22 protein-coding genes are annotated in these 25,155 nt (G+C 65.0%); 9 read left to right on the top strand and 13 right to left on the bottom strand.

What is annotated here, in order from left to right:
• The first annotated feature begins 230 nt into the window (after positions 1–230).
• On the top strand, positions 231–770 hold the full coding sequence (locus B4F51_RS02610; protein WP_296223538.1) for a PadR family transcriptional regulator: 540 nt from the start codon (positions 231–233) through the stop codon (positions 768–770).
• A gap of 4 nt (positions 771–774) precedes the next feature.
• Here B4F51_RS02610 and B4F51_RS02605 read toward each other — a convergent pair whose 3' ends face one another.
• The 7 genes from B4F51_RS02605 to B4F51_RS02575 all read right to left on the bottom strand — a co-directional run bounded on the left by B4F51_RS02605 (position 775) and on the right by B4F51_RS02575 (position 6,846).
• Entirely contained in the window at positions 775–1,779 is a 1,005-nt protein-coding gene (locus tag B4F51_RS02605) for an NAD(P)H-dependent flavin oxidoreductase (protein WP_296223537.1), read from the bottom strand.
• A gap of 52 nt (positions 1,780–1,831) precedes the next feature.
• Positions 1,832–2,275 carry a nuclear transport factor 2 family protein gene (locus tag B4F51_RS02600; RefSeq protein WP_296223536.1) on the bottom strand — a complete coding sequence of 148 codons (444 nt, stop codon included), beginning with the start codon at positions 2,273–2,275 and terminating at the stop codon, positions 1,832–1,834.
• A gap of 115 nt (positions 2,276–2,390) precedes the next feature.
• Positions 2,391–2,858, bottom strand: a complete 468-nt coding sequence (locus tag B4F51_RS02595; protein ID WP_296223535.1) for a universal stress protein — start codon at positions 2,856–2,858, stop codon at positions 2,391–2,393.
• Between the two features lie 91 nt (positions 2,859–2,949).
• Positions 2,950–3,849: a LysR family transcriptional regulator gene (locus tag B4F51_RS02590; RefSeq protein ID WP_296223534.1), complete on the bottom strand. Its 900-nt coding sequence runs from the start codon at positions 3,847–3,849 to the stop codon at positions 2,950–2,952.
• A 28-nt stretch (positions 3,850–3,877) separates the two neighbouring features.
• On the bottom strand, positions 3,878–4,189 hold the full coding sequence (locus tag B4F51_RS02585; RefSeq protein WP_296223533.1) for an AtuA-related protein: 312 nt from the start codon (positions 4,187–4,189) through the stop codon (positions 3,878–3,880).
• 1 nt (position 4,190) lies between these two features.
• Positions 4,191–5,543 carry an acyclic terpene utilization AtuA family protein gene (locus tag B4F51_RS02580; protein WP_296223532.1) on the bottom strand — a complete coding sequence of 451 codons (1,353 nt, stop codon included), beginning with the start codon at positions 5,541–5,543 and terminating at the stop codon, positions 4,191–4,193.
• A 4-nt stretch (positions 5,544–5,547) separates the two neighbouring features.
• A complete protein-coding gene (locus B4F51_RS02575) occupies positions 5,548–6,846 on the bottom strand; it encodes a CitMHS family transporter (protein WP_296223531.1) in 1,299 nt (432 codons plus the stop codon).
• Between the two features lie 198 nt (positions 6,847–7,044).
• Here B4F51_RS02575 and B4F51_RS02570 point away from each other — a divergent pair, with 198 nt between their 5' ends.
• Both B4F51_RS02570 and B4F51_RS02565 read left to right on the top strand, forming a co-directional pair.
• Positions 7,045–7,593, top strand: coding sequence for an RBBP9/YdeN family alpha/beta hydrolase (locus B4F51_RS02570; RefSeq protein WP_296223530.1), 549 nt, complete (start codon positions 7,045–7,047; stop codon positions 7,591–7,593).
• Between the two features lie 46 nt (positions 7,594–7,639).
• Positions 7,640–9,991: a heavy metal translocating P-type ATPase gene (locus B4F51_RS02565; protein ID WP_296223529.1), complete on the top strand. Its 2,352-nt coding sequence runs from the start codon at positions 7,640–7,642 to the stop codon at positions 9,989–9,991.
• 821 nt (positions 9,992–10,812) lie between these two features.
• On the opposite strand, the gene B4F51_RS02560 is transcribed toward B4F51_RS02565, so the two are convergent.
• From B4F51_RS02560 to leuA, 4 genes are all read right to left on the bottom strand, one after another.
• On the bottom strand, positions 10,813–12,372 hold the full coding sequence (locus tag B4F51_RS02560; protein ID WP_296223528.1) for a DUF4139 domain-containing protein: 1,560 nt from the start codon (positions 12,370–12,372) through the stop codon (positions 10,813–10,815).
• Between the two features lie 157 nt (positions 12,373–12,529).
• A complete protein-coding gene (gene cadR, locus B4F51_RS02555; protein ID WP_296223527.1) occupies positions 12,530–13,018 on the bottom strand; it encodes a Cd(II)/Pb(II)-responsive transcriptional regulator in 489 nt (162 codons plus the stop codon).
• A gap of 17 nt (positions 13,019–13,035) precedes the next feature.
• The gene (locus B4F51_RS02550; protein WP_296223526.1) at positions 13,036–13,422 is read right to left on the bottom strand and encodes a four-helix bundle copper-binding protein; all 387 of its coding nucleotides are present in this window, start codon (positions 13,420–13,422) and stop codon (positions 13,036–13,038) included.
• A gap of 127 nt (positions 13,423–13,549) precedes the next feature.
• On the bottom strand, positions 13,550–15,262 hold the full coding sequence (gene leuA / locus B4F51_RS02545; protein ID WP_296223525.1) for a 2-isopropylmalate synthase: 1,713 nt from the start codon (positions 15,260–15,262) through the stop codon (positions 13,550–13,552).
• Positions 15,263–15,841: 579 nt separating this feature from the next.
• Between leuA and B4F51_RS02540 the strand changes: the two genes are divergently transcribed.
• The 4 genes from B4F51_RS02540 to B4F51_RS02525 all read left to right on the top strand — a co-directional run bounded on the left by B4F51_RS02540 (position 15,842) and on the right by B4F51_RS02525 (position 19,720).
• Positions 15,842–16,300 (top strand): (2Fe-2S)-binding protein, encoded by a 459-nt coding sequence (locus B4F51_RS02540; protein WP_296223524.1) that lies wholly within the window; start codon positions 15,842–15,844, stop codon positions 16,298–16,300.
• A gap of 20 nt (positions 16,301–16,320) precedes the next feature.
• Positions 16,321–18,564 carry a xanthine dehydrogenase family protein molybdopterin-binding subunit gene (locus B4F51_RS02535; protein ID WP_296223523.1) on the top strand — a complete coding sequence of 748 codons (2,244 nt, stop codon included), beginning with the start codon at positions 16,321–16,323 and terminating at the stop codon, positions 18,562–18,564.
• Between the two features lie 125 nt (positions 18,565–18,689).
• Entirely contained in the window at positions 18,690–19,124 is a 435-nt protein-coding gene (locus B4F51_RS02530; protein WP_296223522.1) for an organic hydroperoxide resistance protein, read from the top strand.
• Positions 19,124–19,720 carry a nucleotidyltransferase family protein gene (locus B4F51_RS02525; protein WP_296223521.1) on the top strand — a complete coding sequence of 199 codons (597 nt, stop codon included), beginning with the start codon at positions 19,124–19,126 and terminating at the stop codon, positions 19,718–19,720. Before B4F51_RS02530 ends, B4F51_RS02525 begins: the two co-directional genes overlap by 1 nt.
• A gap of 311 nt (positions 19,721–20,031) precedes the next feature.
• Here the strand turns inward: B4F51_RS02525 and B4F51_RS02520 are convergent, their stop codons facing one another.
• On the bottom strand, positions 20,032–22,722 hold the full coding sequence (locus tag B4F51_RS02520; RefSeq protein WP_296223520.1) for a putative bifunctional diguanylate cyclase/phosphodiesterase: 2,691 nt from the start codon (positions 22,720–22,722) through the stop codon (positions 20,032–20,034).
• A 119-nt stretch (positions 22,723–22,841) separates the two neighbouring features.
• Positions 22,842–23,213: a hypothetical protein gene (locus B4F51_RS02515; RefSeq protein WP_296223519.1), complete on the bottom strand. Its 372-nt coding sequence runs from the start codon at positions 23,211–23,213 to the stop codon at positions 22,842–22,844.
• 462 nt (positions 23,214–23,675) lie between these two features.
• Here B4F51_RS02515 and B4F51_RS02510 point away from each other — a divergent pair, with 462 nt between their 5' ends.
• Together B4F51_RS02510 and B4F51_RS02505 are read left to right on the top strand one after the other, a co-directional pair.
• Positions 23,676–23,966: an H-NS histone family protein gene (locus B4F51_RS02510; protein ID WP_296223518.1), complete on the top strand. Its 291-nt coding sequence runs from the start codon at positions 23,676–23,678 to the stop codon at positions 23,964–23,966.
• Between the two features lie 91 nt (positions 23,967–24,057).
• Positions 24,058–24,786 (top strand): GntR family transcriptional regulator, encoded by a 729-nt coding sequence (locus B4F51_RS02505; RefSeq protein WP_296223517.1) that lies wholly within the window; start codon positions 24,058–24,060, stop codon positions 24,784–24,786.
• The last annotated feature ends 369 nt before the right edge of the window (positions 24,787–25,155 follow it).

Raw genomic sequence — 25,155 nt, 5'->3', positions numbered from 1 at the left:
TTGGCAGACGTCAGCACTACAGAAACTGATATGCAATTTGTTCAACTTAACTCGTAAGGCGCGTTGGAGTTAGTCAAGCCATTGCAGCGATGGGAATGTAAGGGTGTTCAAAACGCTATCCCCAGTCATTGATTCTATTGCCTTGCAAGGTCTCGTTTTCGGTGTGAAAATTCCGGCGAAAATCGCTGATTTTTCTCGCAAAAACAAAGACTTGTGTCAAATCTTCGCTCATGTCCATCCAACACGCGCTGCTTACGTCCCTGCTCGAAAAGCCCTCGTCCGGCTATGAACTCGCCCGCCGCTTTGACAAATCCATGGGTTATTTCTGGAGTGCCACGCACCAGCAGATTTACCGCGAGCTTGGCCGCATGGCCGAGGCCGGCTGGGTAAGCGTGGAAGAAGAGGAAGACGGCCGCAAGAAGACCTACACGGTCCTGCCGCCGGGGCGTGACGAACTTGCGCGCTGGGTGTTGGAGCCGACCGTGTCGTCGGACAACCGGGAAGAAGTGCTGGTGAAGCTGCGTGCCGAGGCGGTGATCGGCCCGTTGGGTTTTGCTGACGAGATGCAGCGCCTGATCGAGCAACACCGCATGCGCCTGAACACCTTTCGCGAGATCGAGCAGCGCGATTTTTCCGGTGCAAACCTCACGCGTGCGCAGCGGCTGCAGCACGCGGTGCTCCAGCGCGGCATCGTCTATGAAGAAGGCTGGCTCGCGTGGGCAGGCGATGTGCTGCCGTTGCTGGAGCCAGCCTCGGTGACGACGGCCTGACGATTTAGGCGGTTGCCTTATCGCCTGCCGGGGCGCGCAGCGCTTCGATGTGGTTCAGGCGACGGCGTGCCACCTCGAACTCCTCGGCAAAGCGCTTGACGAGTTCCGCTGCCGGCACCACGCGCTTGACCGCACCCACGCCCTGGCCGGCGCCCCAGATGTCCTTCCACGCCTTGGCCTTGGCACCGCCGCCGGAGCCAAAGTTCATCTTGCTCGGGTCCGATTCCGGCAGCGCGTCCGGGTCCAGGCCGGCGCCCACGATGCTCTTGCGCAGGTAGTTGCCGTGCACGCCCGTGAACAGGTTCGTGTAGACGATGTCGCTGGCGGTGGATTCCACGATGGCTTGCTTGTAGCCCTCGATGGCGTTGGCTTCTTCGGTGGCGATGAATGCGGATCCGACGTAGGCCAGGTCCGCACCCGCTGCCAATGCTGCGAGGATCGCATTGCCGTTGGCGATGGCGCCTGACAGCAGCAGCGGGCCGTCAAACCATTCGCGAATTTCGTGGATCAGCGCAAACGGCGAGGTCGTGCCCGCATGGCCGCCCGCGCCCGCCGCCACCGCGATCAAGCCATCCGCGCCTTTCTCGATCGCCTTCTTGGCAAATTTATTGTTGATGACGTCGTGGAGCACGATGCCGCCGTAGCTGTGCACCGCCTGGTTCACGTCTTCACGCGCGCCCAGCGAGGTGATGACGATGGGCACCTTGTACTTCACGCACAGCTCCAGGTCGTGCTCCAGGCGGTCGTTCGACTTGTGCACGATCTGGTTGACGGCAAACGGTGCCGACGGCTTGTCGGGGTGCTGCGCATCGTATTCGGCCAGCTCCGTGGTAATGCGCTGCAGCCAGGTCTCCAGCAGCTCTGCCGGTCGCGCATTGAGCGCCGGGAAGGAGCCGACCACGCCCGCCTTGCACTGGGCGATCACAAGGTCGGGGTTGGAGATGATGAACAGCGGCGAGCCCACCACGGGCACGGACAGGCGGTTTTGCAGGATCGGGGGCAGCGACATGGCAGTCTCCGTTGGAATCGTTATGGAATGAGGGAAAGGGGGCGAGCGGGTCTCAGGCTTCAGCCTTGAGCAGTGCGAGCTTGTCGCCCAGTTTGGCGCCCATGGCTGCTCCGAGCGCCTGCAAGCCGGTGGCCGGACGGACCATGACTTCGAACTCGACGATCTTGCCTTCAGCGTTGAAGCGCACCATGTCGATGCCCTTGAGTGCCTTGCCGCTCACGTTGGCGCTGAATTCCAGCACCACACTGGCGCCATCGTCGGTGGCGAAGCTGCGGTGGTATTTGAAGTCTTCAAAGACGGTGTTGACGGTGCGCAGCACCAGCGTGGTCGCCGTGCGCCCAGGGTAGGGCGTGTGCGCCACGGGCGAGCGGAAGACCACTTCGTCGGCGAACAGCCGGTCGAGATCGTCCATGTTGCCGCTGTCGAGCATGGCGTGCCACGCCTCGAGCGTGGCTTGCGCGGGGGCGTTCAATGTCTGGGGAATCGGCTGCGGCATGCTGGCTCCTGAGCAGAAAGTGCAACGGATTGCATCAACGTGGGACGCAACATAGCACAGCCAACTTTCTCTATGCAACAAGTTGCATAGTGAGGCCCTTCGACTTCAGCCGGTGTCAGCCGGCAGCGTTCTGGGGGTGCGGTGCACGCACCACGATGACGGTGCGGTGCGACAGGCGCGCCGTGCGCTCGGCCACACTGCCCAGCAGAAGGCGCGCGAGCCCGTGCTTGCCGTGCGAGCCCACCACGATGGTGTCGGCCTGCCACCGCTCGGCCTCGTGTTCGAGCGCGAGGCCGATGTCGTCGTCGGTGGAGTCGAGCATCAGCACGCCAGTTTCAGCAGCGGTGCCGTCAGCGTCGAACAGGCGCTGCAATTCGACCAGCGAAGCGCTGGCCGTGCGGTGGGCCTCGTCGCGCAACTTGTCGACGCTGTAGATTTCGCGCGACTCCGGCATGGCCGGCGATCCGATCGCCCACACAACCCGGACCCGGCCGTTGAATGCGCGGGCAAGGGCGGCGGCTTCCTCTACCGCCAAGTGGGCTTCATGAGTGCCGTCGAAAGCGGCAAGAATGCGTTGATGCATGGGGGCGCTCCGCAGAATCGGAATGGGAATGCCTCACTGTAGCAGCGCAGGTGGGCGATGCTGCACCCGGATGTGCCCGGGTTGCGCCGCATCAAACGGGCGCCGTCGTGCGCGCTGGGTGCGCGAGCAGCAAGTCGAGCAGCCCTTGCGCCGCCACCGACAGGCTGCGCCCGTCGCGTCGGATGACATACAGCGTACGCACGAGCCCTGGCAAGGGCAGCGGGCGCACCACCAATTCAGGCAGGCGAAACTGGAACAGCGCCAGCGCGGGAATGACAGTGATGCCCAGGTTGGCCGCCACCAGCGCGGCCGCCGTAGCCAGGTGTTCCACTTCCATGCCGCTGCGCAGCTTGGTCGGGTGCAGCGCCGCATCCAGGTATTGCCGGATGCTCGTGTTGCGCGCGAGGTGGATGAACGGCGTGTCGACGAGGTCGCCTACGGCCAGCGCCGGCTTGCGCGCCAGCGCGTGGTCACGATGGCAGACGAGGTGGAAGTCATCTGTGCAGAACGGCTGCGCGGTCAGCCCCGCCATGTCGGCGCCCATGGCCGCAATAGCGAAATCCGCTGCACCGCGCCGGACCATGTCGATGCATGGGTCCGACAACTGGTCGTGCAGCGCAAGCTGGATGCCCGGGTGTTGCGTGGAGTACGCCGCCAGCACGCTTGGCAGGATGCCCGCCGCAATCGACGGCAGCGCGGCCACCGTCACGCGACCCGTGCGCGCGGCGGCGCGGTCGCGCAGTTCCGCAAAGGTGGCCTCGAAATCGGCCAGCAGGCGCAGGGCGGATTCGGCAAAGGCCTCGCCCTCGGGCGTGAGTTCGACATGGCGTGTGTTGCGGTCGAACAGGCGCACGCCGGCATCGGCTTCCAGGTTCTGGATCAGCGCGCTGAAGGCCGACTGCGACAGATGGCAGGTCTGCGCCGCCTGCGTGAAGTTCTTGTGCTCGCGCAGCGCGGCAAATGCACGGAGCTGCTTGACGGAAAGGTTCATGGCGAAAGCCGGGGCGTGATGCGCCAGCTTAGCCCGGAATTTCCAGCGTGAGCAGCGCGCTCGACAGCGACTTGCCGTGCGCGTCCAGCGCCAGCGAGCGCGTCACGCCGCCAGCCAGCGCGCCGTGCAGCACGAAGTTCAGCGCGCTCAGTTGCGGCAGCGTGTAGCGCTGGACTTCGCCGTGCACCAGTTCAGAAAAATGCGCTCGCACGCGCTCGGCCGTCACGTGCTGTTCCAGCACGGCAAAGTCTTCTGCGCGATGCGCGATGACGGACAGGCACGAGATGTCGCCCTTGTCGCCAGCGCGGGTGTGGGCGAGGTCACGGAGGATGCGTGTCATGTCAGGTCTCCAGAATCTGCACGCGGTGCGGTGCAAGTTCAGCGGGAATCAACGTCGATGCCACGGCGATGATCTCGCGCGCGCTCTTTGTCGCGCCGCCGCCGCCGGAAGGGCCGCAGGTCAGCAGCGTCTCGACTTCGTTGCCGATGCGGATGGCCTCGGCCATCGACTCGGTGCGGGCGGCCACGCGCACGCGCACTTCGTATGGCTCGGCATCGGTGTGGGAGAGGGCAGGGCCGTGCAGTGCATCCACGCCGATCAGCTCGAAGCGCGTCTCCGTCATCTGCACGCCGGTCAGCGCCAGCCGTTCGCGCACGACGTCGAGCGCCAGCCTGCCGCGCGCCACGGCATTCGGGCCGGCGTAGCTGATCTGGCCTTCGCCGATGTAGCTGTCGAGATAGCCGATCGAAACCTTCAACTGGCCCGTGCGTGGCGTGCCGGTTGCGCCTTCGATGACGACGCGGTCGGTGCCGTCTGTGCGCATGCGCACGTTGGAGAAATCGGCCACCACGTCGGGCGTGAGGTAGCGTGCCGGGTCGTGGATCTCGTACAGCAACTGCTCCTTGCACGTCGCCTCGGTGACGAGGCCACCGGCTGTGGCCACCTTGGTGATGAGCACCGAGCCGTCTTCGCCCACCTCACCGATGGGGAAGCCCAGGCGCGCGAGGTTGGGCACGTTCTTGATGCCGGGGTCGGCAAAGTAGCCGCCCGTGATCTGGCCCGCGCATTCGAGCAGGTGCCCGGCCAGCGTGCCGCAGCCCAGGCGATGCCAGTCATCCATGCGCCATCCAAACGCGTGGACGAGCGGCCCGAGCGCCAGCGCCGGATCGGCCACGCGCCCGGTGATGACGACATCCGCGCCTTGCGCCAGCGCATCGACAATGCCCTGCGCGCCCAGATACGCATTGGCCGACACCATGCGCGCGCCGAGCGATGCCACCGGCGCGCCACCGTCGATCAGCGTGAAGTCGTTGCCGCGCGCCTGCAGCAGATCGAGCACATCGTCCCCGGTGACGGCCGCCACGCGCAGTTTGAGCCCAAGTTCGCGGGCGATGTCGCGTGTGCGTTCGGCCGCCGCCTGCGGGTTGGCCGCGCCCATGTTGGTGACGATGCGGATGCCGCGCGCCGCGCAGGCCGGCAGCACGGCACGCATGCGTGCTTCGAGCAGCGGGTCGTAGCCGTGCGATGGGTCTTTGCGGCGCACCTGCTGCGCGAGCGCGATGGTGCGCTCGGCCAGGCATTCGAACATCAGCACGTCGATGTTGCCGTGCTCTGCGAGTTCCAGCGCCGGTTCGATGCGGTCGCCGGAATAACCGGCGCCGCCGCCGATGCGCAGGTGTTGTTTGCGTTTCATGCCATCACCACGGAAGCACGCCCAGCACCACGGCCACTGCGGTCATCAGCAGCGAGGCACCGAACAGGAAGGGGATCGAGAATTTCTGGTGGTCGGCCAGCTCGATGCCGCACAGGCCCACCACGAGGAAGGTTGCGGGGGTGAGCGGGCTGACCGGGAAACCGGTAGTCATCTGGCCGAGCACGGCGGCCTGCGCCACATGCACCGGCGCAACCCCCAGCATCTTCGACGCTTCCGCCACAACGGGCAGCACACCGAAGTAGAACGAATCCGGATCGAACAGCAGCGACAGCGGCATCGACAGCACGCCCAGCACCACCGGAATGTGGTGGGCCATGCCGGGCGGAATGAAATCGACCGCCGTCTTGGCCATTGCCGTGAGCATGCCGGACTTGCTCATGATGCCGGTGAACACGCCCGCGGCCAGCAGAATACTCGCCATCATCAAGGCGGCCTTGGCGTGGGCGTCCACGCGTTGGCGTTGCTGATCGACGTTCGGGTAGTTGATGAGCAGCGCGGCCACCACGCCCAGCATGAACATCACCACCGGGTCGACCTTTCCGCTCACCATCACGCCCATCACCACCACGGTGAGGATGAGGTTGATCCAGAAATTGCGCGGGCGGCGCAGCGCTTGTTCCGCATCCGACAGCGGGCGCGCGACGACTTGCGCGCCACCAGCGTGGTTGGTGAGGCCCAGGCGTTTTTCTTCACGCTTGCCCAGCAGCCATGCGCACGCAAACACGAAAACGAGCCCGGCAATCTGCACCGGGATCAGCGGGTTGAAGATGTCTGTCACGGGCATGTGCAGGGATGCGGATGCGCGGATCATTGGCCCGGTCCACGGCAGGAAGTTCACGCCGCAGGCCATCGACGTCACACACGCCAGGATGCGGCGGTCCATGCCGAGCCGGTCGTACAGCGGCAGCATGGCCGGGATGGTGATCAGGAACGCCACCGCGCCCGAGCCGTCCAGGTGAATCAGCAGCGCCAGCAGCGCCGAGCCCACCACGATGCGCGGCGGGCGGCTGCCCACGGTGCGCAGGATGCGGTCGATGATCGGGTCCAGCATGCCGGCGTCGGTGACGATGCCGAAGTACAGGATGGCGAAGATGAACATCCCCGCGACGGGCGCGACGTCCTTGATGCCGCCGATGATGAACTTGCTGGTATTGAGCCCGAAGCCGCCCACAAGCGCGGCGATGACTGGAATGGCGATGAGCGCGACCAGTGGCGACATGCGCTTCGTCAGGATGACGACAAACAGCGCAACGATGGTCAGCAGCCCGAGCAGTGCGAGCATGGTCTCCTCCGAGTTTTTTGGATTCGGAATCCCTGTTGGCGGGATTTACGGCGACTGTAAAAGCTGGCGATCTGCCTGTGAAACAGAATATTTGGATCGATTGTGCGGACTTGTCGATGAGTGGCGCAGGCGCCGCCCGGAAAATCCCGGCAGAATGTGGCGTGTTCAACCCCACCTCAACCCTCTGCTGGAGACCATGTGAGCACTGCCCCGACCGTCCTGATCCTGCCCGGCTGGCAGAACTCCGGCCCCGAGCACTGGCAATCGCGCTGGGAGCGCCTGCATGGGGATCGCCGTGTGGAGCAGCGCGAGTGGTTCACCCCAAAACGCGCCGATTGGGTGGAGGCGTTGGAAGCCGCCGTGAGCGCCGCGCCGGGCGACGTCGTGCTGGTCGCGCACAGTCTGGGTTGCGTACTGACGGCGCATTGGGCCGCCGCCTCTGCCCGCACGGTGCGCGTGCGCGGGGCGTTGCTGGTCGCCCCGCCGCAGCTTGATCGTGGTGACGCGCCGCTGGAACTGGCCGATTTTCGCCCGGTGCCACAGCAGCGCCTGCCGTTTCCGGCCACGCTCATCTTCAGCACTAATGACCCCTTCAGCGATGCCCCGTGGAGCCGCCAACAGGCTGACGTATGGGGCGCCCAGCCCATCGATCTGGGTGCGCGCGGCCATATCAATGCTGAATCGGGCCTGGGCGACTGGCCGGAGGCGCGCGCCATCGTTGCTAAGTGGAGCAAAAGCATCACCTGAAATGCGGGCTTGACCCTAAAGCTTCTTCAGGGTTTTGAATGGAGGCATGAAACCAGAACTCGCCTCCTTCAAGCCTTCCCAAGACCAAGCCGCCAAGCCGGAAGCGTCCGGCTGCGGCGGTTGCTGTGGCCACGATCAGCCGGTTGCGACAGACACCTCCCGTCATGCTCATGACCACGATCACAGCCACGCGCACGAAGCGGATGCGCCTGTTGATGCCGCCGCACGCGCCAGGGCTACCGGCCGCACGACTGTGCGCATCGAGCAGATGGACTGCCCGACCGAGGAGCGCATGATCCGCACCAAGCTGGGCAGCGCCGAGGGCGTGGTCGCGCTGGATTTCAACCTGCTGGAGCGCCATCTCACCATCCATCACACCGTAGATGACGTGACGCCCTTCCTCGAAGCGTTGCGCGCCATCGGCATGGGCGGCGAGGTGCTGGAAGCGCACGATCGCGCGGTCGCCGCGCCTGCAGAACCTGCCGGCATCTCGCGCCGCACGTGGCTGCTGGGCACGGGCGGCGTGGCCGCGTTTGGCGCCGAGGCCATCGCCTGGTCGCTGGGCGATCATGCGTGGCCGGTGCTGGCCTTGGCGCTGGCCTCCATCGCGCTGGCCGGCGGGCCGACGCTGCGCAAGGGCTGGATCGCCCTGCGTGCGTTCACGTTCAACATCAACTTCCTGATGGCTGTGGCTGTCATTGGCGCGCTGCTGATCGGCAAGTGGGCGGAGGCGGCCATGGTGATCTTCCTGTTTGCCGTGGCTGAAGCGATCGAGGCACGCGCGCTGGTGCGTGCCCGCGACGCCGTGCGCGCGCTCACCGCCATCGCGCCCGACACCGCCGAGTTGGTCGATGGCAACGGCGGCTGGCGTGACGTGGCGGTCGAGACGGTCGCCATCGGCGCGCGCCTGCGCGTGCGCACGGGCAGCCGCGTGCCGGTCGATGCGCGTATCGTCAGCGGCCGTGCCGCGCTGGATGAATCGCCCGTCACCGGCGAGAGCCTCCCGGTGGAGAAGACCATCGGCGACATCATCCTCGCCGGCACCATCGTCACCGATGGCGTGATCGAAGCCGAAGCCACGGCGGTGGCCGCCGACAGCACGCTCGCGCGCATCGCCGGGGCCATTCAGGAGGCACAAGCGCAGCGCGCGCCCACGCAGCGCTTCGTCGACAAGTTCTCGTCCATCTACACGCCCGCGATGATGCTGCTGGCGCTGGCGGTTGCCGTGATCGGCCCGCAGGTGACGGCCGAAGGCTGGCTTGCGTGGACCTATCGCGCGCTCGTGCTGCTGGTGATCGCCTGCCCGTGTGCGCTGGTGATCTCCACGCCGGTGACGGTGGTCAGCGGGCTGGCTGCGGCTGCGCGGCGCGGCATCGTGGTCAAGGGCGGCGTCTATCTGGAAAGCGGCCGGCGCCTGCGTGCGTTGGCGCTGGACAAGACCGGCACCCTGACGGCTGGCCGCCCGGTGCTCGACGCCGTGGTGTTGCCCGATGGCACGCGCCGCGCGGTGGCCGAGTTGAGTGCCGCAACCGATGGCGCACACTTGCGCGCGCTGGCCGTGGCTGCGGCGCTCGATGCGAACACCACGCACCCGATTGCCGTGGCGATCGTGCAAGCCGCTGGGGCGCATGGCGCGGTGGATGCGGGTGCGGTGGAAGACCTGTCGGTGCTGCCGGGCCGCGGTGTGGCGGGCACGCTTGGCGGCGTGAACTGGCACCTCGGCAACGCAGCGCTCGTGGCTGAGCGCGGCTTCGATACGTCGGCCTGGCGCGCGGCTGCCGAAGCGCTGCAAGCCGAAGGCATGTCGGCCGTCACGCTGTGCGACGCAACCGGTGCCGTGGCGCTCTTCGGCGTGCGCGACCGCGAGCGCCCGGAGTCCGTCGAAGCCATCGCCGCGCTGCGCGCCCAGGGCGTGCAGCCCGTCATGCTCACCGGCGACGATCGTCGCGCCGCACAGGCCATCGCCAAGACCGTTGGTATCGACAACGTCCACGCCGAGCAGCTTCCCGCCGACAAGCAGCGCGTGGTGGGCGAGCTTGCCACGCAATACGGCTTTGTCGGCATGGTGGGCGACGGCATCAACGATGCACCAGCGCTGGCGCGTGCCGACATCGGCTTCGCCATGGGTGCCGCCGGCACCGCCACCGCACTGGAAGCCGCCGACGTCGCCATCATGGACGACGACCCGCGCAAGCTCGCCAGCTTCATCCGCATCAGCCGGCGCACGGTGGCCGTGCTGCGTCAGAACATCGTGCTGGCACTCGGTATCAAGGCGGTGTTTCTCGTACTGGCCGTGATGGGCGATGCAACACTGTGGATGGCGATCTTTGCCGATGTGGGCGCGAGCCTGTTGGTGGTCTTCAACGGGCTTCGGGTGATGCGTGCGCGCACCGATTGACCGCTTTTTTCAGATTGATGGCCGCGGGCAGGCGCAGAGGGGTGGGCGAGCACAGGCAAGCCAGCCAGTACGGATGCTGCAACATCGGTACGAGCGAGGCCGTTTGATGTCTGGCCCGCCCGTAAAGTCAGCTTGGCTGATCCGGATGTTCCGGCGCGTTCACTGCGTTGTTGGCAGGTAGGTCGTCAGGCGGGGTGTCTGTTTGCCTGACTTGCAACAAAGCTTGTACGGCGCGCAGGAATACGCATGCAGAACGCGCGCCGTGCAGATACGCGCGGCTCGGTGTGCAAGTGGCGGGGGGAGGGGGCAAGCGGCTCATCGGGTTTCCTTTCGCGTGATGAACGGAACCGCGCTCGCCCTGAAAAAAGGGGGTGGGCGAGCACAGGCAAGGTGGAAAACCGATCAGCAACGGTCGGCGCGGTCGAAGCCGCTCATGCCTGGCTCACCCAATGAGGGTGACGAAGCCAGGCCATAGCACTTGAGGACAAGCACCTATGCTCGGCACTTGCCCGTTGCTGACGAGGTTTCCACACCTCGACCACTTTCTCTATGGCACCGAAAGTGATGCGCCAAAGTGTAATGACCGCTGCTTCGTTAAAGCAAGGGCGCAACTATAAATCAGAATTGTCCGATGCCCCGGCGACCGCCTTGCCGAGGCGTGATCCCTGGAGGGGAGTCAGCCGGACCCAGTCAACTGGAATCCGCTGGCGGTGATGCGGGCGCGCAGGCTGTAAGCGGTTCTCATGAAAAGAACGACATCCGTACCCTTGCTCGGAGACGGGCCGAGGGAGGCCAACGCCATCTCGTGCCGGGAACGTCGATCAGCGCAGACCGGTAACGCGCGCGTCCTTCGGATAGGTGATCAGATAGTCGGCCGAGAAGCGCGCGCTTTCGCCGGCCGGGATCGTTTGCTCCCACGCGATCACGCCTGGGCGATGCTCCCAGTCTCGCTTGGCGGGCTCCGGCGCGAAGGTGGCGCGCACCTTGATGTCGTCGGACTGGCTGACGGGCGTGGCCTCCAGGATCTGCACGTCGATGGCGTCGCGGTGCCGGTTGCGCACGGTGTACAACGCGCCGAGCTGACGCTCGTTGCGGTTGTCCAGCAGCCCCACGCTGCGCTGGAAGGTCTTGGGCGTTTCCACCACCACGGTAACGAGATCGTCGCGGCCGAAGGGCAGCGTGACCTTCTGGTCTTCGCCTGCCGGGTTCCATTGCGTGGTTCCCACCACCGCGCCGTCGCGGCGCAATTGCAGCGTGCCGGCCGGCCAGATGCCTTGCGGGCGGTCCAGCGTGGCGATCAGGTAGGCGGACGTGTCCATGCGCGGCGTGCTGCGTGCAGTCAGCTTGGCCGGTAGCGTTTCACTGGCCAGCGTGAAGGTCACCTTCTGCGCGTCGGAGGGCAGTTCCACCGTGGTCGGCACTTCAAACTCGGTGGCGAAGGCGGTCTGGACGGTGTTGACGTCAAACAGCGGGGTGTTGTCGCTCGAATTGCGTGCTTCGCGGGTGAGCACCTTTTCCATGGCAATTGGTGCTGGAGCCATTGCTGCCGCAGGTGCAGCCGGGTAAGGCTTTGCCTGGGGCGGTGGTTCGATCGCCAACTGCCACGCATACGGCTCCGGCCCGCGCGGTCTATTGCGTGGCTGGCCGGTCGACAGCCGCAGCCGTACGCCGCGCCAGTCTTCTCCGGTGGCCTGCGCAATGGTCGCCTGCCGCTCGACGATGACGCTCGAACGCACGGAGTCCACGCTCGCTTGATATGCCGGCCGCCAGCCCGCGCGTGACGTTTGGTAGCTGACGCGCAGTTCGCCGCCGCGCGGTGCCGCCACGGCAATGCGCACGGTGCGCAGCGTGCTTGATCCCGATCCATGCGTTTGCTGCAGCGCATCGAGCCGTGCCTTCAATTCGGCATCGCGCTTCTGCAGTTGCTCCTGGCGGGTAAAGACTTCCTGCGCGTTGCGCGTCAGCGCATCGGTGGCGCGGCCCAGTGTCGAGAAATCCGTGGCCGGCGCACGGCCGTCGCCACCGGTGCGTTCGCTCACTGCCTTCAGGTAGCTGGCCGACAGCGCGTTTGCCTTGATCTGCACATCGAGCGCGGTGCGCTGGTCCTGCAAGGTGCGGATCTGCGTTTCCAGGGCGGTCTTTGTGCAACCGCTGCCTTCGCTGGGCATGGTTTCCACACGCACGTCACCCACGCGGATGCTGTTATCCCCCTCCACGCGCAGGCTGTCCGCATCGAACGTCGGTGGCAGGCAGGTCAATTCCACACTGCGGGCACCCGGCGCCACGCTGGTCGTGCGCACGATGGTGGCGCTGTCCGGATACAGCGTGATCTCGGTGATGCGCGAGGGCGTTGCTGCGTGCGACAGCGAGGTCGCAGCCATTGCGATTGCGCAGAGCGCAAAGCGCGCCGCTCGTTGCTCGTGTTGGAAGGTTGCTGCCGGTTTCGTCGCCATTCGCCCACCCACGTGTCGTGAAATGCGGCGAGTATGCCACGCCAAGGTGGCACGCTATTGCGACGTGCCAGGCGGAGAGTGAGCGCTAGCGATGCACGCCGCGGATGTGCCGGTGCGCGTGCTCGGCGTCGCCATGATCGTTGCCGTGACTGTGGTTGTGGCCGTGGTTCTGGGTGGGCAACGGCTCTTCATGCAGTGACTGCAGCACGCCGCATTCGGCCACGGAAGCCGCCTTCGTGCAGCGCTGGCCAATCGCCTCGATCTGGCGCCTGAGCTCGGTCAGTTCGGCGATGCGCGCTTCGACGTGGCGCAGATGTTCATCGAGCAGATGGTTGATCTCTTCGCACGACGCCTGGGGGTTGGCTTGCAGTTCCAGCAGCCGGCGGATTTCGGTGTGCGCCATGTCGAGCGACCGGCACTTCGCAATGAAGGCCAGTTGCTCGGCATGCTCGGGCGTGTAGACGCGGTAGTTGTTGGCGGCGCGCGCCGGCGGGGGCAGCAGGCCCTGCGCTTCATAGAAGCGGATGGTTTCGATGCTGATGCCCGTGCGCTGGGCGAGCTCGCCAATCTTCATAGGCGTTGGGAAGGGGGTCAGAAAACGGTGGGTTCGGCGGTTGCGGTCTCAACGCCGGCGACTTTCAGGCAAGCGTCCATGCAGGCTCGGCAGGCGGTTGCACAGGCGCTGCAATGGCCCTGGCCGTGATGATCGCATTCTTCCGCGCACTGGTGACAGATCTCGGCGCAGTCTTCCAGCAGCAGTTCTGCGAATTCGCTGTTGCGTCCGAGGAAGGCGCGCGTGACGGTGCAGTATTCAGCGCAGTCCGTACAGAGCGCGATGCAGCGCGCCGTGGCTTCCGCATGGCCGTTTTTGCCGCATTCCGTCGCGCAGTATGCGCAAGCGGTCTCGCATGCGTGAAGCGCCTGGATCACACTGGCATAACGCTTGGCATTGTCTTTCGCGGTCGGACGATTGGTCATGTCGGTTCTCCTTTGGCAGTGGATGTACACGCTTTCGCGCATCGGAAAGGATGGGCCCGGGGTGTGCCCGGACCGCATCTCTCCAATTTAGCAACTGGCGCTCCACTGTGTGAGGCCGACCTGCGCCTTACGCGACCGCAGCCTTAGCATTGCCGCGACGCAGCATGCTCTTGCCGGCACGCGCGATCAGGCGATTGACGCCGCCCACCACCGCGCGGATCGAGGCGGTGGTCAGGTTGGCATCCACGCCCACGCCAAACACGCTGCCCGCCACGCCCGGCGCGGCCATTTCGGCAAACGCAATGGCATCGGCATTGGCGCCCTGGCCCAGGGCGCGCTCTTCATAGTGATGGATCGATACGGGCGCGGTCAGCACGTGCGACAGCGCATGCACCAGCGCATCCAGCGGCCCATTGCCGGCACCCTCGCAGATGTGTTCGTGGTCGTCGATATTGACGACCAGGCGGATGTGCTGGCTGCCGTCATCCTGCTCCGTCAGGCGGTGCGATACGTAGCCGATCGCACCGTCTGCGCGCAGATAGGTCTGCTGGAACAGCGCCCAGATGTCGGCGGCGGTGGCTTCTCGGCCGGACTGGTCGGTCAGCTCCTGCACGGTGCTGCTGAACTCCACCTGCAGGCGGCGCGGCATCGCAATGCCGTAGCCCGATTCGAGCAGATAAGCGATGCCGCCCTTGCCCGACTGGCTGTTCACGCGAATGATCGAGTCGTACGTGCGGCCCACGTCGGCCGGGTCGATCGGCAGGTAGGGCATCTCCCAGAGGGCGTCGGATTGCTGCACTGCAAAGCCCTTCTTGATCGCATCCTGGTGCGAGCCTGAGAACGCGGTGAACACCAGATCGCCCACGTACGGATGGCGCGGGTGCACCGGCAGTTGCGTGCAGTCTTCGCACGTGCGTGCCACGTCGTTGATGTGCGAGAAGTCGAGCCCCGGGTCGATGCCCTGCGAGTACAGGTTCAGCGCCAGTGTGACCAAGTCCACATTGCCCGTGCGCTCGCCGTTGCCGAACAGGCAGCCTTCCACGCGATCAGCGCCGGCCATCACGGCAAGCTCCGCGGCGGCCACGGCGGTGCCGCGGTCATTGTGCGGATGCACCGAGAGAATGATCGAATCGCGGCGCGCCAGGTTGCGGTGCATCCATTCGATCTGATCGGCGTAGATGTTGGGCGTGGCCATCTCGACCGTGGCGGGCAGGTTGAAGATGATCTTGTGCTCGGGTGTCGGCTCCCACATTTCCGTCACCGCATTGCAAACCTCCAGTGCGAAGTCCAGTTCGGTGCCGCTGAAGACTTCGGGGCTGTATTGGTACGTCCACTGCGTCTCGGGCATCGTTTCCGCAATTTCGCGGATCAGCTTGGCGCTCTGCACGGCAATGCGCTTGACGCCTTCGCGGTCGGTGTTGAACACCGTGCGGCGAAACACCGGCGCGGTTGCGTTGTAGACGTGGATGATGGCGCGCTTCGCGCCGCGCAGCGATTCCATCGTGCGGCGGATGAGGTCTTCGCGCGCCTGCGTGAGCACTTCGATGGCCACGCCGTCCGGGATGTGTCCGCCCTCGATCAGCTCGCGCACAAAATCAAAATCGGTTTGGGAGGCGGCGGGGAAGGCGGCTTCGATCTCTTTGAAGCCGATCTGCACAAGCATCTTGAACATGCGCATCTTGCGCTCGGCGTTCATGGGCTCGAAGAGGGCCTGGTTGCCATCGCGCAGGTCCGTGCTCATCCAGATCGGTGCACGGGTGATGGTCTTGCTGGGCCAGGTGCGATCGGGCAGGGCGATCGGCGGGAATGGTCGGTATTTGGCGGCGGGGTTCTTCATCATGGTGTGTGCGTCCTGTGAGATCGAGATCGGTTGAATACGACGGGGACAGCCGCGCGAGCGGTGTCCGGCGTGGCCGGCAGCGAATTGCGAATGTGGCGACCAGACAGCCACGGGCGCGTGGTCTGGCGGCCGAGCGGTAGTCGTAGCGAAAGCAGGATCGGGGCGGGCATGGGAGGCTCCAACGGTTCGGCGCGCAGGCTGCGCCACACAAGGCCGGTTGCCTGTTACGGCAGCGGACCGGTCAAACACCGGAACGAGGGGGGAAAGAGAGGTCTACGCGCTTACACGCGTAGTAGAGAAGCGGATAGCAGACCGCGCACGCACGAGAGGGTGCGGGCTTGAGCGCTGAGGAGGGCGGTCTGCTGAGAGTGCATTTGCGAATGGTGATGTGGGATGAGATTGGTTGTCAAGTTGTCTGGGCAGGTTTCTTTGCGCCTGCCCGGGGCTGCTCAATGTGAAGTACTCGCCAGCAGAACCCAATCGAACCTGCTTTAATACACCGGTCCATACCGCCAGCCCGCTATATCAAAGGCTTTATAACGGTAAGACTCCCTCATGCCCCACAAGGAGAACCCCACAATGGTCACGTTGAACATCAACGGCAAACCGGTGGAAGTTGATGCCGATCCGTCGACGCCACTGCTTTGGGCGCTGCGCGACAACCTTGGCCTGACCGGCACGAAGTTTGGCTGTGGCGTCGCGTCGTGCGGCGCGTGCACGGTGCATCTGAATGGGCAGCCCACGCGCAGTTGCGTGCTGCCGATTTCCGCCGTGGCCGGCGCGCAGATCACCACGTCTGAACACATCGCCGACGACAAGATCGGCAAGGCCGTGCTCGACGCCTGGGTCAAGCACGACGTGGCGCAATGCGGCTATTGCCAGAGCGGCCAGATGATGAGCGCGGTGGGTCTGCTGCGCAGCAAGAAGAAGCCGACCGATGCCGACATCGACAGCGCAATGGCCGGCAACCTGTGCCGCTGCGCAACGTACCAGCGTATCCGTGCGGCGATTCACGACGCTGCCAAGTCGCTGGCCTGAGCCTCACCGGAGAATTCACGATGCGTATTCGAAACCTTGAAGCGCTGGCCGGTGGCGGCGCGCAGCATCAACCGGCATCGGCTGACGCCGGTGTGGCGAAGCTCGATCGCCGCAGCTTTCTGAAGCTCACCACGCTGGCGGGCGGTGGCCTTGCACTCGGCATTGCGCCGGTGCTGGCGGGCGCGCAGGACGCGAAGGCCAAGCCGCCTTCGCCGCCGCAAGCCTTCATCATCATTGCGCCGGACAATACCGTGACGGTTGCCGTCAACCGCCTGGAGTTCGGGCAGGGCGTGCACACCGCGTTGCCGATGGCGCTGGCGGAGGAACTCGACGTCGACTGGCGCAACGTGCGAGGCATGCTCGCGCCGGCCGCCGACCCGTACAAGGATCCGGGCTTCGGCATTCAGATGACAGGTGGCTCGACCGCGCTGAACCACTCGTTCCAGCAATACCGTGAGTTGGGCGCCCGCGCCCGCGCGATGCTGATCTCCGCCGCAGCCGAGCGCTGGAAGGTTGATCCGTCGACGTGCCGCACGGCCAACGGCGTGATCACCTCGGGCAGCAACCGTGCGACGTATGGCGAACTGGCACAGGCCGCGATGGCACTGCCGGTGCCGGCGCAGGTTACGCTGAAGAACCCGTCGCAGTTCCGCATCGTTGGCAAGCCTACGCCGCGCCTGGACGCGCGCGCCAAGCTCGACGCCTCGCTCAAGTTTGGCCTCGACACGCGTCTGCCGAACATGAAGGTGGCCGTGCTGGCCCGCCCGCCGCGTTTTGGCGGCAAGGTGGCCAAGTACGACACGGCAGCCGCGAAGGCAGTGAAGGGCGTGGTCGATGTGTTGCAGATCCCGACCGATCGGGGTGGCACGGGTGTGGCCGTCATTGCGGATGGCTATTGGCCGGCCAAGATGGGCCGCGACGCGCTGCAGGTGAGTTGGGAAGACGCCGGCTCGAAGGTGTCCACAGCCGCGCTGATGGACGAGTACAAGAAGCTGGCTGGCCAGCCCGGCACGGTGGCCAAGGCGGCGGATGTGAGCGCGATCCAATCCGCCGCGCATCGCATCCAGGCCGACTACGAGTTTCCGTACCTCGCGCACGCGCCGATGGAGCCGCTGAACTGCACGATCGATGTGCAGAAAGATGGCGGCAAGATCAGCGGCGCGAAGGTGTGGGTGGGCTCGCAGTTCCAGACCATCGACCAGGGCGCCATCGCCAAGGTGCTGGGCGTAGCGCCCGAGAAGATCGAGCTGAACACCATGATGGCGGGTGGCGGTTTTGGCCGGCGCGCGATCACCACGTCGGATTACGTGGTGGAAGCCGCCAACGTGGCCAAGGTCTACGCCGCAGCGGGCCACGACGGCCCCGTCAAGGTGATCTGGAGCCGTGAAGACGACATCCGCGGCGGCTATTACCGCCCGATGCATCTGCACCGCGTTGACGTGGGCGTCGACAAGGGCGGCAAGGTGGTTGGTTGGGACCACGTGATCGTCGGCCAGTCGATCCTGAAGGGCACGCCGTTTGAAGCCTTCATGGTCAAGAACGGTGTGGACGAGACCATGGTCGAGGGCGTGGTCGAGAACGACTACGGCTTCCCGATGCAGTTGACGGTGCACCATCCGGACGTGAATGTGCCGGTGCTGTGGTGGCGCTCTGTTGGTCACACGCACACGGCATTCGTGATGGAGACGATGGTCGACGAGGTCGCGCACGCCGCCAAGCAAGACCCGGTGGCCTTCCGCATGGCGCGCTTTACCGGCAAGGAACATGAACGTCATCGCGCCGCGCTGCAGCTGGCCGTCGACAAGTCCGGCTACGGCAAGCGCAAGCTGCCCAAGGGCCAGGCGTGGGGCGTGGCGGTGCATGCTTCGTTCGAGTCGGTGATCGCGTATGTGGTTGAGGTGTCGGTCGACCAGGGCAAGCCGCGCGTGCATCGCGTCACGGCTGGTGTGCATGCCAACCGCGTGGTCAACCCGATGGGTGCGGAGGCGCAGATCCAGGGCGCCTGCGTGTTCGGCCTGGCGATGATCGCCCCGGGTTTTGCCATCGAGATCGAAAATGGCGCCACCAAGAACAGCAACTTCACCGACTTCCCGCCCGTGCGCATGCCGGACGCGCCGCCGGTCAACGTGTTCTTCGTGCCGTCGGAAGACAACCCGACCGGCTTGGGCGAACCCGGTGTGCCGCCGATCGCGCCGGCCGTGGCCAACGCGGTCTTCGTACTGACCGGCAAGCGGCTGCGCAAGCTGCCGTTCGACACGGTGTAGTCATGGCAGCGTGATGCGATCAAGGCCGGCATGCAGCGATGTATGCCGGCTTTTTTCTCTGCGGACCGTTTCTTGCGTCCGGGCAGTTTTTCCCGGCAGTTATCTCTTACTCACCGGAGCACGTCATGGCATTGAACATCCTGTACACCGCCCACGCCACGGCCACGGGCGGCCGCAATGGCCACACGCAGACCGAAGACGGCCAGGTCTCGCACGACCTGTCTGTTCCGAAGTCGATGGGCGGCCCGGGCAAGCCCAATACGACCACACCCGAAGACCTGTTCGCCGCCGGCTACGCTGCGTGTTTCGGTTCGGCCTGCGACTTTGTCGCCAAGAGCATGCTCAAGCTCAATCCGAGCAACATCGAGATTCACTGCGATGTGGGTATCGGTACGCGCTCGGAAGGCGGCTTCGGCCTGAAGGTTGGCCTGACCGCACGCGTCAGCGGTTTGTCGCAGGTGGATGCCGAGACGCTCGTGGCCAAGGCACATGAGGTGTGCCCGTACTCGAACGCCACGCGCAACAACGTGGAAGTCACGCTCAAGACCGAGGTGGTCTGATGCACCAGCGGCCCGTTGTTGGTGTCCTGCTGGCCGCGGGCCGTGGCAGCCGGTTTGATCCGGCCGGCGCAGCCAACAAGCTGCTGGCGCCGTTGCCGGATGGCACGCCGGTAGCAGTGCAGGCCGCCCGGCATCTGAAGCAAGCGTTGGGTAACGTGGTGGCGGTGGTGCCTGCCGTTGCCACGCATGGCGCGCAGATCGAGCCGTTGGCCGCATTGCTGGCCGAGGCCGGCTGCGATGTTCTGCGGTGCGCTGAGGCCGCGCGCGGCATGGGCGCCAGCCTGGCGGCGGGTGTGGCTACCCGCCCCGAAGCTGGCGGCTGGGTCATCGCCCTAGCCGACATGCCGTGGATTGCTCCCGAGACCATCGTCCGGGTCGCACAGGCAATCGATGCAAAGCATTGCGTCGCGCCGTTCCATGCCGGACAGCGAGGCCACCCCATCGGTTTCGGCGCCGATTTCTTCACCGGATTGACAGCGCTCGACGGCGACGAGGGCGCGCGGCGCCTGATCGATCCGGCCACGCTCGTCCGCATCGACGTCGACGACGCCGGCATCTTGTGCGATGTCGATACGCCGGCAGACCTGATGCGCTGATCAACTTGTCCACAGCAGCAGGTAAACCGCTTGCAGAACCGAGTGCAACCGATTGATGCACAAGGGTTTGTTGCGTGATGCGAACTGCGACGGCGCTGTGGATAACGGCACCGCCGCGCAACCGTTTTACGTTGCCGACATATTTGCGTGAACCCGTCAAGCCTGTTGTTGCACCAAGGTCTTCCGTCCCGGCGGGTTATGCACAGAACATGTGGATAAGTCTGTGGGAAACCTCATCCGACCCGCATGGCGACAGGTCCTGATCGGCGTTGCTCGGGAATTTGGCACACCCCGCGCAACGTTGGATGCTTTCACACCTGCGCGCGGCTGTGTAAACGTAGCAACCGTTCCAGCGCGGCAACTTCCAATGGCCGGCCGAACAGGAAGCCCTGCACTTCGTCGCAGGCATGTGTTGCAAGGAAGGTTGACTGCTCCGGGGTTTCCACACCTTCGGCTGTGACGGTCATGTTCAGTGCATGGGCCATCGCGATGATGGTCTTGGTCAGTGCCACGCAGTCAGCCACTGCCGGCACGCCGCTGATGAACGATCGGTCGATCTTGATGTTGTGGATCGGCAGGCTGCGCAGATACGACAACGACGAAAAGCCGATGCCGAAATCGTCGAGCGAGATTTGCACGCCGCGTGCGGCCAAGCTCATCAGCAGACGCTGCGTCGACAGGCGGTCAGCCAGCAGCACGCTTTCGGTCAGCTCCAGCTCCAGCCGGGTCGGGTTCAGGCCAGAAGTCTTGAGCGCTTCGTCCACGTCGCGCTCGATCACCCCGGCATCGCATTGCTTGGCGGAGACATTGACGGAGATGCGGCCAGTGAAGCCGAAATCGCGCTCCCAAGCCTGGCCCTGCTCGCAGGCCTGCATGAGCGCCCAGCGACCGAGTTCGAGAATGTAGCCGGACTCCTCAGCCACGGCGATGAACTCGGTGGGCGAGACCGCGCCTAGCTCCGGGTCCGACCAGCGCATCAGGGCTTCCACTGCCACGAGTTCGCCCGATTCCAGCGCGTACTTGGGTTGATACACCAGCCGTACCTGTCCGCGCGCCAGTGCGCGCCGCATCCGTTCGTTGAGCGTGAAGCGGCGCAGCATCTGCGTTTCCAGCGCGCGCGAATAGCGCGTGACGCGGTTGCGGCCGTTTTCCTTGGCGCGGTACATGGCCGCTTCGGCGTGGCTGACCAGCGCATTGGCATCGTTGCCGTCTTCCGGAAACGCCGCGATGCCGATGCTGGCCGACAGGTGCACTTCGCGCTCGCCGCCGGTGAAGGGCTCGGCCAGCGCGTCGAGCACTTGCTGGGCGAGTGTGTCGGCGGAGCTTGGATCGTCGATGGCCACGCAGAACTGGTCGCCGCCCAGGCGTGCCAGCAGCGCACGTTGGCCGGCCTCGGCGCGGATGCGCTGCGCCGCCAGGTTCAGCACCTGGTTGCCGACGTGGTGCCCCATCGCTTCGTTGACGGTCTTGAAGTGATCCAGCCCGATGTAGAGCAACGCAGATTGGCCGGTGGACGGCTGTGTCAGGCGCGCATCGAGCCGCTCGATGAAGGCCGCGCGATTGGGCAGGCCGGTCAGCGAGTCCTTGGTCTCCAGCAGGCGTAGCTGTTCGTGGGTCGAGCGCTCGGCCGTAATGTCGGTGAAGATGGTCAGCACCGCGTGCGGCGAGGCGCTTTCCGGCGAGAACATCGGCAGCACCGTTTCGCGCAGCCATACGATCTGCCCGTTGCCGGCCGGCACGCCCACCACCACGTTGCTGATGGCGCGCCCGGTGCGGGCGGCCAGCGTGGAGGGCCACGCGGCGCGCGGCAGGATGGCGCCGTCCTCGCCGAGCATCATGTCGCTCAAGGCCATGCGCGGGCGGCCTTTCCACGACGTGCCCGACAGGCGCAGGATCTCTGCGGCGCTGCGGTTGTAGGACAGCACCCGGCCATCGGTGGAGAGCGTCAGGACGCCTTCGCTCAAATGGTTGACGACCAGCCGGTACTGATCGCGCAGCTCGCGTGCCTGTCGGTACTCGCCTTCCAGGCGCAGCAGCTTGACCAGCGCCCCGACGACGCTGCCGCACGCGGCGCGCAAGGTTGCATCGTCGGGTGGGGTGTCGGCAGGCGCGGCATAGAACAGACAGAGCAGATCGTCGCCGAGGGCCGCACCGCCATGCTGGGCCGGGATACGGCTCAGCCACGCGGGCTGTGCTGCGCCCAGCGCGTGCGTGAGTGCCTCGCGCAGGGCGGTGGGCGCATTGGTCAGTCGGATCAGTTCGATGGGCGCCACCTCGGCGAGCAGCGGGGCAATTTGGGCCATTCTGGCCAGCTCGGCATCGAGTTCGCCGTGCTCCGTGGTCGTGGTGCTCAGGTGGGCTGCCTGGTCATCGCGCAGCGCCAGTTGCGTGCGTGCCGCTCGCGTGCCATAGAGCCGAACGCGCCCGGAAACGACGCGCACCACCAGGCACAGCGCGGACGGCAATGCCGCTTCAAGCGCGCGCAGCACGGCGTGCAGCCGCTCGCCGAGCGAAGCCGCTGACGGCAGCGCGGACAGCAGGTGATCGAGGTGCTCGTGTGGCAGCGCCGTGCCGATGGCTTCGACACTCAGGATGCGCTCGCTGGCCTTGCCAGGCAGTTGTGCGTCGAGCGGCAGAGGCAGGCCATGCACGACCACCTGCTGCGCTGGCAGTCCATCGAAGCGCGTAGGCGTGACAGTCAGCCGAACCGTGACGGCTGGGCTGGAACCCCCCAGCGATATGGCAGAGATGAGTTCCCCCGCCGGCACGTTGGCTGCGTTGGGCATGACAGGATCAGTGTCCGTTGCAGCATGTGCGCGCAGCAGCGCTGGCACATCCAGGAAAAAACGAGAGAACGGTTCGCCGAGCAACTGGTCGACGGAACGTGCACGCACCATGCAAACGCCTGCCGCATTGGCATACACGATGCGGCCTTCAAGGACCACGTAGAGCGGAACGGGCAGGCTTTGTGCCGATAGGGGGTAGGAAAGTTCGTCTTGCATCCCACACTCCAACCAATGTATTGCCCTAGACCTTGCGCCACGCATGGACCCGCGGGCGGCGAAACAGGAGCTGGCCAGCGGAAGCGGGGACAACGGGCTTCATGATGCGCAAAAGTTGTCTATCGCGCAAATTGTTGATTTGTGGTCAATGCAACACATTCCGCATCGGGCTTGTCGATGTCGCAGTCCTCTGCTTGCGGTGCGGAGGATGGCAAAGCGATCGTCTCCGAATTGGTTGCGGCCGATGCATGCGTGGCCGTATCCGGTATGTGTTCAGTGGGGGTGAAATGCTGATCTGTCTCGCCATGCGTCAGCGCCAATCCGGCTGCGCACATCAACACGCAGGCGCCCATTGTCAGAATGCAATAGGCGCTTAGACGTCCGATTGAATGATCTCCAAACAAAAAGGCTGCGGCACAAAACAGGCTGCATACCAGCAGGCCAAAGAGCAAAAGCAGAGAGCAAAAACGACATCGCGAGGGTGGATTCATCGTTGTCTCATCCAACTCACAACTGAGAAGTGCGTGCCGTTTTGAACGGCTTTACTGCCTGCCGCAAACCGGTATGCGATGGCGGTGCACGGCGTTGGAGATGCCGGTGGGCGCCGTTCTGCATGTGAATCGGTATTGCGTGTGCGGTACTGCTGTGGTGCTGCGAATGATGATGGCAGAGATGCCACGGAATTGCGGGACCCGGCAACGCTTGCTATGGTGATGGCACTGAAATGCAGCGGTGCTGGCTTGCGGCCTTGCATGATCGCTACGTTAATCTGATACGTCAATCCGACTTTCCGATTGAATGCGAAACATCCGACGCGTTTGAATTGATTCGATGCATCGTCATGCGCGTGATGGCAAGTTGTGGCACAAGATCATAAATCTTGAAATTTCATTTCAGTTATGAATAAGATTGATCTAATATCTGATCCACACCAGACTTTATTGGGAGCGCATATGGCGACATACAAGGAATTGATTGCACAAAAGGCCAAGCTGGAAGAGCAGATCGAAACGGCTCGTGCCAAGGAGCTTGAGGCGGTGATCCAGCAGGTGCGCCAGACGGTTGCCGAATATGGTCTGACCGCCGAAGACCTGGGCCTGGCACCGCGCCGTGGCCGTCGTGCTGGTGCCAAGGCACCGGTGCCGCCGAAGTACCGCGACCCGAAAACGGGCGCAACGTGGTCCGGCCGTGGCCGTGCACCGGCCTGGATCGGCAAGAACCGCGACAGGTTCCTGATCGCCTGATCTGCCGGATCGCGTTTCGCGCGCATGACGGCCCACCTGCCCTGGTGGGCCGTTTGCATTGGGCGAACGCGGCTTCCTGTATAACGTCGGCATGACGCCCCGCCTGCCCAAATACCTTGAACTGGCCGATCGCATCCGGCTCGACATCCTGCATGGGGCGTTGCCGGCCGGCAGTGTCGCCCCCAGCGAAAATGAAGTTGCGCAACGCTACGGCGTGTCGCGGCTGACTGCGCGCCGCACGCTCAATGAACTGGCCGCGCGCGGGCTGCTCAAGCGCTCACGCGGGCAGCGCAGCGTTGTGCTCGACCGCGTGGGGCCGCATCGGCCGGTGCTGTATGCGCCGGGTCAGTCCGACGCGGCGCTCGAATACGTGCCGGGTGCCGTCTATACCGTTAGCGCGTTCCGGCTGGAGCAAACCGATGAAACCGTGGCCGCCGCCCTCGGCCTGGACGCAGGCGCGCAGGTGGCGTTCGTGGAGCGCCGTGCACAGGTGGATGGGCAACCCATCATGCTGCTGCGCACCTGGCTGACCTCCCGGCTGGCGGCCATGCTTGAGGCGCGCGACTTCGAGGACCGCCTGTTCGTGCAGGTGTTCCAGCGAGCCAACTTGACCATCGCGCGCTCGCGCGAGGCATCGCTGGCATGCGTGGCCGACGCTCACCAAGCGAGTCAACTCAACGTGACAGCAGGTGTGCCGCTGGTGCGCGTGCGCCGCATCGGCTACAGCGTGGCCGACGTGCCGATCTCGCTCACCTATTGCGATTTTTCGCCCGAGCGCTATACGCGCGAAGTGGACATCCGCGTGCTGCAGAACGATTAGGGTCTGGTCACGCATGCCGCTGCGCCAGCGCGGTGCAGAAATGGCGCCACACACCCCTGTGCGGGGACTTGTCTGCCTGGGGTATTCAAGCTAGTCTGCGCCCCTTCCCGAGAAAACGTATTCATTTGCGAAGCTGCGGCTTGCCGACAACGTATTGGCACGGCTGTTGCATTCACTTGCGTCGACCTTGGCGAGGTAGGAGAGCCACCTGCCGCCGCCAAGCCCATTCAGCTCATTCAACACAACGGAACCACAAGAGGGAGAAATCAACGATGCAACTCAAGCGACGTTTCAAGCTGGCTGTGCTGGCCGCCGCCGCTGGTCTGACCGCAGGCGCGGCCCAGGCCCAATCGTCCGTCACGCTGTACG

The sequence above is a fragment of the Ralstonia sp. UBA689 genome (assembly GCF_002298975.1).
GTDB lineage: Bacteria > Pseudomonadota > Gammaproteobacteria > Burkholderiales > Burkholderiaceae > Ralstonia.
This window is presented reverse-complemented; position numbering and strand designations above follow the sequence as displayed.

Bases quoted from the DNA above. Each gene is read 5' to 3' on its own strand.
- B4F51_RS02550 (WP_296223526.1), bottom strand. From the start codon at position 13,422: ATGACCAATCGTCCGACCGCGAAAGACAATGCCAAGCGTTATGCCAGT.
- B4F51_RS02560 (WP_296223528.1), bottom strand. From the start codon at position 12,372: ATGGCTGCGACCTCGCTGTCGCACGCAGCAACGCCCTCGCGCATCACC.
- B4F51_RS02525 (WP_296223521.1), top strand. From the start codon at position 19,124: ATGCACCAGCGGCCCGTTGTTGGTGTCCTGCTGGCCGCGGGCCGTGGC.
- B4F51_RS02610 (WP_296223538.1), top strand. From the start codon at position 231: ATGTCCATCCAACACGCGCTGCTTACGTCCCTGCTCGAAAAGCCCTCG.
- B4F51_RS02565 (WP_296223529.1), top strand. From the start codon at position 7,640: ATGAAACCAGAACTCGCCTCCTTCAAGCCTTCCCAAGACCAAGCCGCC.
- B4F51_RS02580 (WP_296223532.1), bottom strand. From the start codon at position 5,543: ATGAAACGCAAACAACACCTGCGCATCGGCGGCGGCGCCGGTTATTCC.
- B4F51_RS02505 (WP_296223517.1), top strand. From the start codon at position 24,058: ATGACGCCCCGCCTGCCCAAATACCTTGAACTGGCCGATCGCATCCGG.
- B4F51_RS02605 (WP_296223537.1), bottom strand. From the start codon at position 1,779: ATGTCGCTGCCCCCGATCCTGCAAAACCGCCTGTCCGTGCCCGTGGTG.
- B4F51_RS02515 (WP_296223519.1), bottom strand. From the start codon at position 23,213: ATGAATCCACCCTCGCGATGTCGTTTTTGCTCTCTGCTTTTGCTCTTT.
- B4F51_RS02575 (WP_296223531.1), bottom strand. From the start codon at position 6,846: ATGCTCGCACTGCTCGGGCTGCTGACCATCGTTGCGCTGTTTGTCGTC.
- B4F51_RS02540 (WP_296223524.1), top strand. From the start codon at position 15,842: ATGGTCACGTTGAACATCAACGGCAAACCGGTGGAAGTTGATGCCGAT.
- B4F51_RS02585 (WP_296223533.1), bottom strand. From the start codon at position 4,189: ATGACACGCATCCTCCGTGACCTCGCCCACACCCGCGCTGGCGACAAG.
- B4F51_RS02595 (WP_296223535.1), bottom strand. From the start codon at position 2,858: ATGCATCAACGCATTCTTGCCGCTTTCGACGGCACTCATGAAGCCCAC.
- B4F51_RS02600 (WP_296223536.1), bottom strand. From the start codon at position 2,275: ATGCCGCAGCCGATTCCCCAGACATTGAACGCCCCCGCGCAAGCCACG.
- B4F51_RS02590 (WP_296223534.1), bottom strand. From the start codon at position 3,849: ATGAACCTTTCCGTCAAGCAGCTCCGTGCATTTGCCGCGCTGCGCGAG.
- cadR (WP_296223527.1), bottom strand. From the start codon at position 13,018: ATGAAGATTGGCGAGCTCGCCCAGCGCACGGGCATCAGCATCGAAACC.
- B4F51_RS02535 (WP_296223523.1), top strand. From the start codon at position 16,321: ATGCGTATTCGAAACCTTGAAGCGCTGGCCGGTGGCGGCGCGCAGCAT.
- B4F51_RS02530 (WP_296223522.1), top strand. From the start codon at position 18,690: ATGGCATTGAACATCCTGTACACCGCCCACGCCACGGCCACGGGCGGC.
- leuA (WP_296223525.1), bottom strand. From the start codon at position 15,262: ATGATGAAGAACCCCGCCGCCAAATACCGACCATTCCCGCCGATCGCC.
- B4F51_RS02520 (WP_296223520.1), bottom strand. From the start codon at position 22,722: ATGCAAGACGAACTTTCCTACCCCCTATCGGCACAAAGCCTGCCCGTT.
- B4F51_RS02510 (WP_296223518.1), top strand. From the start codon at position 23,676: ATGGCGACATACAAGGAATTGATTGCACAAAAGGCCAAGCTGGAAGAG.